General features: G+C 45.4%; 13 protein-coding genes. 11 read left to right on the top strand and 2 right to left on the bottom strand.

Annotated features, from left to right (window positions below; genetic code table 11):
* Positions 1–172 precede the first annotated feature (172 nt).
* Entirely contained in the window at positions 173–1,324 is a 1,152-nt protein-coding gene (locus VB081_RS12590) for a tyrosine-type recombinase/integrase (RefSeq protein WP_090304253.1), read from the bottom strand.
* 133 nt (positions 1,325–1,457) lie between these two features.
* Between VB081_RS12590 and VB081_RS15080 the strand changes: the two genes are divergently transcribed.
* The gene (locus tag VB081_RS15080; protein ID WP_423230227.1) at positions 1,458–1,544 is read left to right on the top strand and encodes a putative holin-like toxin; all 87 of its coding nucleotides are present in this window, start codon (positions 1,458–1,460) and stop codon (positions 1,542–1,544) included.
* Positions 1,545–2,122: 578 nt separating this feature from the next.
* Here the strand turns inward: VB081_RS15080 and VB081_RS12585 are convergent.
* Positions 2,123–2,878, bottom strand: coding sequence for a helix-turn-helix domain-containing protein (locus VB081_RS12585; protein WP_176966564.1), 756 nt, complete (start codon positions 2,876–2,878; stop codon positions 2,123–2,125).
* Between the two features lie 197 nt (positions 2,879–3,075).
* Here VB081_RS12585 and VB081_RS12580 point away from each other — a divergent pair, with 197 nt between their 5' ends.
* The 10 genes from VB081_RS12580 (at position 3,076) to VB081_RS15075 (ending at position 8,576) form a co-directional block, all read left to right on the top strand.
* Positions 3,076–3,273 carry a hypothetical protein gene (locus tag VB081_RS12580; protein WP_323401134.1) on the top strand — a complete coding sequence of 66 codons (198 nt, stop codon included), beginning with the start codon at positions 3,076–3,078 and terminating at the stop codon, positions 3,271–3,273.
* A 3-nt stretch (positions 3,274–3,276) separates the two neighbouring features.
* On the top strand, positions 3,277–3,636 hold the full coding sequence (locus VB081_RS12575) for a helix-turn-helix domain-containing protein (protein WP_090304260.1): 360 nt from the start codon (positions 3,277–3,279) through the stop codon (positions 3,634–3,636).
* An 11-nt stretch (positions 3,637–3,647) separates the two neighbouring features.
* Positions 3,648–5,081 carry an AAA family ATPase gene (locus VB081_RS12570; RefSeq protein ID WP_323401135.1) on the top strand — a complete coding sequence of 478 codons (1,434 nt, stop codon included), beginning with the start codon at positions 3,648–3,650 and terminating at the stop codon, positions 5,079–5,081.
* Between the two features lie 257 nt (positions 5,082–5,338).
* Positions 5,339–5,515, top strand: coding sequence for a hypothetical protein (locus VB081_RS12565; protein ID WP_323401133.1), 177 nt, complete (start codon positions 5,339–5,341; stop codon positions 5,513–5,515).
* A 26-nt stretch (positions 5,516–5,541) separates the two neighbouring features.
* Positions 5,542–5,766, top strand: a complete 225-nt coding sequence (locus VB081_RS12560) for a hypothetical protein (RefSeq protein WP_323401132.1) — start codon at positions 5,542–5,544, stop codon at positions 5,764–5,766.
* Between the two features lie 86 nt (positions 5,767–5,852).
* Complete coding sequence (locus VB081_RS12555; protein WP_176966565.1) at positions 5,853–6,029, top strand: hypothetical protein; 177 nt, start codon at positions 5,853–5,855, stop codon at positions 6,027–6,029.
* Positions 6,022–6,327 (top strand): hypothetical protein, encoded by a 306-nt coding sequence (locus tag VB081_RS12550; RefSeq protein ID WP_090304267.1) that lies wholly within the window; start codon positions 6,022–6,024, stop codon positions 6,325–6,327. Before VB081_RS12555 ends, VB081_RS12550 begins: the two co-directional genes overlap by 8 nt.
* A 170-nt stretch (positions 6,328–6,497) precedes the next feature.
* Entirely contained in the window at positions 6,498–6,665 is a 168-nt protein-coding gene (locus tag VB081_RS12545) for a hypothetical protein (protein ID WP_176966566.1), read from the top strand.
* A 341-nt stretch (positions 6,666–7,006) separates the two neighbouring features.
* Positions 7,007–8,149 carry a cadherin-like beta sandwich domain-containing protein gene (locus VB081_RS12540; protein WP_323401131.1) on the top strand — a complete coding sequence of 381 codons (1,143 nt, stop codon included), beginning with the start codon at positions 7,007–7,009 and terminating at the stop codon, positions 8,147–8,149.
* A 280-nt stretch (positions 8,150–8,429) separates the two neighbouring features.
* A complete protein-coding gene (locus VB081_RS15075; RefSeq protein WP_442872723.1) occupies positions 8,430–8,576 on the top strand; it encodes a sigma factor-like helix-turn-helix DNA-binding protein in 147 nt (48 codons plus the stop codon).
* Positions 8,577–8,794: the final 218 nt, after the last annotated feature.

The following is an 8,794-nucleotide window of genomic DNA, read 5'->3' as shown; positions in this document are numbered from 1 at the left end:
TAATATTCAAAATGGCGGGGGTAGCAGGATTCGAATTCCGACCGGTGTATTTTTTGCCAGTCTATAATTTTTGAGAACCGCTATTTTTAGCCATTTCCGGGTAACGTTTGTTTATATTATACATTGGTTTTACCCTTTATTCGTGTCTGTAAAGGGTACGCTAAAGGGTAAATCAAAGGGTATCCTGGATAAAGGCATCCATACGCTTTGCACTTTCCTTTTTCATGGCTTCTGTCACATGGGCGTAGGTGTCCAGGGTAAAGGCGGCGCTGTGGTGGCCAAGGTTCTCCTGAACGGTCTTGATATCATCCCCCGCCTGTAAGCTGACCACGGCGAAGGAATGGCGCAGGTCATGGAAGCGAAGGGCAGGCATCCCGATAGCCTGGGCCACGTCCTTGAAATGTCTCCTTACCACACTGTGGGATAAATGGCGCCCATCGGCGTGGGTAAATATGAAATCATCGGGGTTCTGCCAGGCACTGCCAGCGGCCAGGCGTTCCTCTAACTGGTTTGTGCGAACGTCCTTTAGTATGGCCATCACATAATTAGAAGCGGTGATCATGCGGGGCTTTCCATTTTTCAGGCTGCCCCAGGTATAGGCACCTTCGAAGCGCTGAAACTGCCTATACGCCCGAATCGTGCCCTTTTCGAAGTCCACACAATCCCAGGTTAAGCCAATGACCTCCGATAGCCTAAAGCCCGTGAACAGCACCAATTTAATGAGTTGGCCGTACCGATCCAAGGGGCAGGCCGCAATAAATGCGGGGATTTGCTCTTTATCCAGTGGGCTTATCTCGAAGCGTTCCACCTTCGGCAGGGTGCAAAGGTCCGTGGGATTGCTTTTAATGTACCCCAGGGTCACCGCCTGAGCCATGGCCTTGTGGAATACCCCATGGATGTTCTTCACGGTTTTGGCGGTCAGTTTCTCACAAAGCTGGTTATAGAGCTTCTGGACATGGTGGGGCTGGATTTTTGATAACTGGGCACCACCCAGGGCCGGGATGATATGGGAGCGCAGCACCTGGGCATATTCATGTTTAGTGGAGTCCTTCACGCCGCCTAAATAATCAGATTGCCAGATATCAAGCCATTCCCCAACCTTTAGCCGTGAAGGGTCCTGATAGGTTCCCCCGTCAATCTCAACGGTAATTTGGGCCAATTTGCGCCGCACTTCGGCCTGGGATTTGCCATAAACAGACTTCTGAATCTGCTTTCCCGTGGCGGGGTCTCTGCCCAGGGTATACCGTGCTTCCCATGATCCATTGGCCCGTTGCCTGATGGTGCCGGCGCCCTGGGCTGCTCTTCCTTCCTTTTTCCGTGGCATGGTGTGCCTTCCTTTCCCCTGGATATGCCCAGGGCTTTTTTTTTTGCCCACCACCTGATATAATACCTCTACGAGTGGTTCGCCGGGTAGCGGGCTTTTCTGCCTCAATCGGGTTAAGATTGGGGGTGATACTATGACAGTGTACGAAGGTTTAATGCTGATGCTTACCTTTGGTGGCTTCGTGGTATTACTTCTATCGTTTCATAAAGACGATAATTAAAGGCATTAAAAAAAGCTACCCTCTCCCCTGATAAGGTTGGGTAGCTTTATCATGTAAACTAGAGGCAGACCGCCAAAGGCGGGCCACTCTTTTCTACCCACATTATACAACGATATGAAGGAATTATCAAGCCCCTGGGACCTGTTTAAGGTTGCCGGGGGTTTTTCTATGGCGGTGATTTGCCCCTTTTGAAAAGTCCGTTTAACGGACATTAGGGGGTATCCCCAGTTTAGGGATACCTGACCCGTCGATTTGACGGGTTAGGGGGGTGCGGTTTTCACTCACCCCCTCTATCCGGGGTTGTAGTTTGGCGGCCGAAAATTCGGCTGTGAGGTTGGCGGTTTTTTCCGCTGCCATTTAATTTTCTGGAAACCTGCCCCGTCGATTTGACGGGTTAACTATTCCTCTACCATAACCCATTCTCAGAATCACTTTTTTTCGTCATTTTCTATGTCTGTACAGGTGTTTTGAGAATCTTTTTAGCCTTACCCTTATCCAAGTACCCTTAGAGGAGTTAAGGGCTTAAAATGCCTATCTGGCCGTATTGCTTCACTCAACGCAAAAATGCGTTAAGTGGCTTATTTCTCTTCCTGGTCTGGGGCACGTTGGTACTCGGGGACCTTGAGTAGATCCTCAGCGTAGGTGACTATTTTTTCTTGACCTTCATCCGACGCGCTATAGAAATATGTTTTTAGTTTTGAAAGGTTATATTCTTCTTCGGAAGAAATTGTTCTGGCTTTTGATGAATCTATCGCACCATCAATAAGTTCAATTTCATCAACGTTCAACGCTTTAGCTATTTTTCCCAATAATTCGCATGTCGGTGCTTTTTTGTTCAATTCGTACTTGTTAATTTCATCTGTTGGGATTCCACATTTTTTTGAGAATTCCTCTCTGCTTAGGTTTGCTTCATTTCTAAACTTTTGAAGATTATTTCCTATAAAATTAGTACCATTTTCGACTATTTTTTTTGTAAATATTTGTGCTAAGGAGTTTGATGAATCAAATCTAAGAACATGAGAAAGAGACTCAACAGAGATAGATGTATAATACTCTAATACTTTTTTCTTTTCATCGTCAGTAAGTGAATCCCATCCGTTTTTTTCCTTGAGTATCGAAGAAGATGGTAATTTATTTATAGAATTTAAAAAATCAGCTGGTGTAGTACCTAAACCTTTAACGATTTTTTCGAAAGATTTAACCGTCGGAGCAATTTTGTCGGCTTCGTAATCCTGAATGGTTCGCCTACCAAGTCCAGATTTTTTCGCTAAATATTCTTGCGAAAATTTTCTACTCTGTCTCTCGCTCTTGAGCTTTTCGCTGAAATATGACATTATTATTAATCCTTTCTTAAGCAACTGTTTAATATTCTTATTGTAGCACGAAGAGACAGAATAGAGAAGCCTTTTAGTTAAAAAAGCGCAAAAAATAATGTGCAGAATGATATTAAACACTTGACGCACATTAATGAACGTGCTAATATATAGAAACACATTAAAATATGTGCCATCAAGTTTTGCAGGAGGAATTTATGAAATTAGATCGGAAAAAATTAGATTTAGCTAAGGCACGAACTTGCTTGTCTACTGCCCAATTGATTGAGAAGGCTAATATCCCAAGCGGGACTTATTGCTCGGCTATTCGTTGTAATAACGTAAGGCCCGAAACCGTCGGCAAGATTGCAAAAGCCCTGGGCGTAGACCCAGCGGAAATTATCAAGGAGGATTAGAAAATGGCAACGCCACGGATTAAATCGGCCCAGGATTTTAAGATTGAGGCCATAGAGGCCCTTAAAGGGCAATTGGATTGTTATGTACTGGAAGAGGAAAAACGGGCCGTACAGGCCAGCCTGGAACGTGTAGAGGCCATTCAGACGATGCGGACCCCAGATAAGCCGGAACGCCTGACCTATTCAGTGCCGGAGGCGGCCATGGTGGTGGGAATTTCCAAAGCCTCTATGTACACCATCGCTAACCGGCAGGACTTCCCTAAGATTCGACTGGGGACAAAGATTGTGATTCCGATCAAGGAGTTTGAACAGTGGATTTCGGACGAGGCCATGAGAGAAGCCCAGCAGTGGCAGGAAGGGTAAGCGTGGAATGGATGGAAGAACAAAGCTATCAAGAAATAGCGGAAGAAATCGCCGGGGATACCACTTTAATGATGTTGCCTAATCCCTTAAAGTATCGGGAGGAATTCATAGAAAAAGCGAAAGCTGGAGGCCATGAGAAGCTTTTACAGCTTTACCGCAACGGGTTGCCGAAAGGCACGAAAAAAAGCGATTCCCGGGAATACTTTTGCACGGTGTGCCGGGGGATCGCTTCGGTGATGGGAGACAGCGACATTTCGTTAATTAATACAATTTTCAAGGGTGCAAAATGCTGCCCCGAACACTGGGACAGCCAGGATTACAATGATCTCGGAACCTTTGGTTATAACGTCATTATCGAAGCTCTTTTCACTGAAAGTATACCATATTCAGATGAGAATTTGAACGAAAATCGCTTGAAAGTGCTTAAACTCACCGACGTTACAGAAAAAGAAGCTGAATGGTTTATTAACGGATATGTACCGAAGGGGCAGGCTACAACATTAGCCGGGGACGGCGGAAGCGGTAAAACGTCTTTATGGTGTTCGATTGCTGCTTCTGTGAGTAACGGCTATTCCCCCTTCTTTGCCAGTGGAGAAACCGACAGAAAGCCCCAAAAGGTATTATTCTTTTCGGCTGAGGATTCAGTACAGCATACGCTAAAAAAGAAGCTTCGGCAATGTGGGGCGAATATGGAAAACATTATCACTGTTGATATAGCCGATGAGCACTTTAAAGATATTAAGTTTAACTCCCCACTTCTGGAATCCTTGGTGGAGGAACACCGCCCGGAGCTGCTGATATTTGACCCGATTCAAGCCTTTATCCCGCCTGAAATGAATATGGGATACAGGAATGCCATGCGCCAGTGTTTAGCCCCTCTAATCGCCATGGGTGAGAAATACGGGGTAACCACAATCGTTGTGGTTCATGCCAACAAGCGAGCGGGGGCATATGGCAGGAACCGAATCGCCGACAGTGCCGACATCTGGGACATTAGCCGATCGGTTCTCATGACCGGGGAGACCAACGAGAAGGGAATTCGGTACATGACCCAGGAAAAAAACAATTATGGCCCGCTTCAAAATACGGTGCTTTTCTCTATTGAAGATGGAGTACCAGTATTTAAAGGCTTTACCGATAAGCGGGATCGGGATTTCGTTCAGGATGACAATTACACTAAAAAGGTTGCCCCAGCAAAGGATGAAGCCCGGGCCTTTATCCTGGACTATCTGAGGGATGGGGAAAAGGAAGTTAACGACCTGGACGGGATGGGAAAAGCCCAGGGGCACAGCCCAAATGCCTTAAAGAATGCAAAGGCTGAATTGAAGAAGGAAAAACTTGTAGCGTATAGAACCAAAAGTCTCGGGCATAAGAAAGGCGTTATTCAGCTTATTCACCTAGAGGGTGAAGCCCTGAAATATTTTAGGCCCCCTAAGGAGGTTTGAAAACCCCTCTATATGAAGCTAAAGCCTTATAAATACTATTATTTCTAAACTAGAGGGTACCACTCTATAAGATAAGAAAACCTATAGGTGAGCGTTCGGCCTAGAGGGGGGTACCTCTATATGTGTAAACCGCATAACTAAGCCGTTTGCGTTCATGTAGAGTGGTTTTCTCATTTCACACGGTAACCCCTCCAGTCAGCCACAACTTGAAAGGATAAAACATGGAAGAAAAACGGATAATAGAAGCCAGCTACTTCATGAATTTGGCTATTGCCATCATGGAGGATTACGACATCACACGGGTAGAAGCCATCGAGGTGGCCAAGGTCGTGATGCTTAAGGAGACGTTGGAGGATTTACTGGGAAGAGATAGCTATAATAGCGGGTTAGACCGAATCGCTGATACGCTTGAAGTTGTCGCAACCCGTGCTTAGAGTAAAGATTGAAAGGATAACGAATAATGAAAAAATTTAAAATTGATTACGCAATTGATGATAACACCTCAGAAGTGACAGAGGCATGCTTTACGGTATACGCTGATAATAAACAGTCAGCTATTGACCAGGCCAATGAAATTTTACACAACTGCTATTATACCGACGATTACAAGGCTAATCCAAACTGGATATTGCCCTATCAATTAATTATGGTTGAAATGAAAGAAACCATAGAGGCCGCCCAATGAGCGACTTTTTAACCCTACTGGCCGGCGGTTTTACCGTCATGATGTTTTGCGTGATTCCCTGGATCATGCTTTAGGAGGAATGAGCAATGGAAGATAGATCAAAGCAAATTTGCGGTGATTACATGGAAGCCCACCGGGTGACAGTTCCCCAAGGAGCACAGGAGCGAGAAGCCTTTAATCTGGGTTTTGAAACGGGAACGAGTATCGCTATAGAAATACTCATGGATGTTTTGGAACAACGGAAGGCGGCTTGTCATGCATAAAATTGCAGATTTTGAAATGCTGGTTCTGGACGATAGCGCAATTCTTCATGGAATCAAAAAGGGAGATAGTATTTATGGCATTACCTTTGACATTGCTAGAGCAAAGAATGGCGGGTTTGTTATATTCTCCCGTGATGGTTCGGAGCATGCAGAATTAGGTATTATTACTTTTCTGGGGGATGTTTATACCATCACGGATATGAACCACCGGCGGGTTGATATGGGCCATTCCTCAATCATTGGGATTGCGGTTAGTATGGTTCGCAATATTGCTTCTGATCCAGCAAAGACGGCTTGACATGTCACCTGGTGGCGGAGTTTTCCGCTGCCAACCCTATCGCACAATATGCCCTTATCCCCCGGCCCGGGCGGCGGGTTATCCGCCCGAATATAGGCAGGTCTACCACTCCGGTGGATGGCTGTAAACTTCTGTCGGGGCTGCCTGATTAACCAACGAAGGAGGAACGCATGAGCGTGATTATCAAAATTTCATTCAGTGACCCCCAGGAGGTCCGCCCCATATTGGATGCTCTGGAACCTGTTTTACCAGACCATAAACCTAAAAAAGGGCGCACTGATAGGCGGTTTCATCAAGTGATTTTAAGGCCTAAAAAAACGCCGAACCCGCATAAATAGGGGATATGGCTTGACAAATTACCCACATATGTGATATCATGTTACCAACAAGTACCCCAGCGGACGCGCTGGAAGCCAAGGACACACGGCACGGGAACGGGCGCACATGACGTGTAAGCCCCGACCCGTGCTTTTTGTTTGGCGCGGGAACGTCCACTTCCCGCTAGGGGGGTACAAATAGTCGCCCCCCTTCGGAGTTCTCCTTTTACGGGTATAAACCCGGTTGTAAAAAATGCCTACTAAGGCAAAAAACTAGGCAAAATACAGGTATACCCTGGGAAAAACACATATTAAAAACCAAGATAAGAAAGGAATCTGCTATTATTAGCGGAAAACAAAAAATGAGTAATGAAGTTATTGGTAACAACTTGCCATCAAGAGTTGTGGATTTAACAGATCAGTATACAAACTGCGTAGATGAAACTTTCGTGAAGCACAGTGATTTGACATTGATTTCGAATCAAGACATGAGTTGGGACGGTGCGCATTCTGTGCGAGTGTATAAAGTAACAACTTCGCCAATGAGCGATTATGATCGATCCGGTGCAGAGTCAAGGGCAAGCCGATATGGACACATTGACGGACTGGATGCGACAACGGAAATAATGACATTGAAAAATGATCGATCTTTTACCTTTGCCATAGATAAGCTGGATCGAGACGAAACACAGCAGGCCATGCAGGCAGCAACGGCATTAGCAAGACAGATAGGGCTCGTGGTGTTTCCAGAGGTCGAAAAATACCTGTATAATGTTGTGGCAGAAGGTGCAGGCAATAAGCCGGCTCCTAAAGCGTTGACGAAAGAAAATATTTACGATGAGATTATCGAAGCGAACGCTATCTTAGATGATGCTCAGGTTCCTAGCAAAAATCGTGTACTTATCGTACCACCCAAAGTGTATGTTCTCTTGAAGAGATCAGCTGATATTATGATGAGTACCGACATTGCACAAGAGAAAAGGGACAAAGGCGTTATTGCAAATATAGATGGATGCCAAGTAATTAAGGTCCCAGAAAGCCAGCTCCCTAAGAATTTCGGTTTTATGATCACCCACCCAGTTGCTACTGTTGCCCCGCTGAAACTCAGGGATTATAAGATTCACGCAGACCCCCCAGGAATTAGCGGTGACCTCGTAGAAGGTAGGGTGTGCTATGATGCCTTTGTACTTGATAACAAGGTTAAGGCTATCTACTACCAAGAACAGCCGGACTTAAGCCTTAAGACCCTGACCATTGGGAGTCTGGCTTTAACACCGACATTTGATGGAGGTGTGACGAATTATACAGCGGATACAACAGACGCAACGAATGTTATTACAGCTAATGCAGAATATGAAGGTGCAACAGTAACCATTAAGAACGGCAGCACCGTTGTGTCAAGTGGAAGTGCGGCCACCTGGGCATCTGGCCCTAATCCTGTAACCATCACTGTAAAAGAAGGAACTCGCTCAAAAGTATATGAAGTAATAGTAACTAAGTCTTAAGCATTCATGGTCCCTGTCATGCTCCGCGCTGATGGGGACTTTTTTTCCCGAATTGGAAGCACAAAGCGAACGGGGGTGTATACCCTCCCCCTGGTGGTTTCGACTCTCGGCGGCATAGGGCTTTTTTTCTTTTTAAATCAAAAAAAGCGTACGTAAAAAGATGTATACATTTAATAGCCCTTGCGTACGTACGTAAAAATTTGAGAAATACCATTATTGAGGAGGCCCCCATGCTGGATCGTAGACCTATGAATTTCTTATAAAGATTGCAGATGATGCGGTGCCCGATGAACGCCACCGGGAAGCGCTGTCCCTCTACTACCTGGATGGGCTGATCATGGAGGATATAGCCCAGCGAATGGCCTATTGCCATGGTACCGTGAAGCGGATTATTGATAGTGGCAAAGCTCAATTACCGAATCTGTAAAGGGTAAATTAAAGGGTAACCACCCCTATTCCAACCCACTAAAAAACCCCCAAAGCCGCATGGCCAGGGGGTTTTATTAATATTCAAAATGGCGGGGGTAGCAGGATTCGAATTCCGACCGGTGTATTTTTTGCCAGTCTATAATTTTTGAGAACCGCTATTTTTAGCCATTTCCGGGTAACGTTTGTTTATATTATACATTGGTTTTACCCTTTATT

The organism is Christensenella sp. (assembly GCF_034927525.1).
Classification (GTDB): Bacteria; Bacillota; Clostridia; order Christensenellales; family Christensenellaceae; genus Christensenella.
This window is presented reverse-complemented; position numbering and strand designations above follow the sequence as displayed.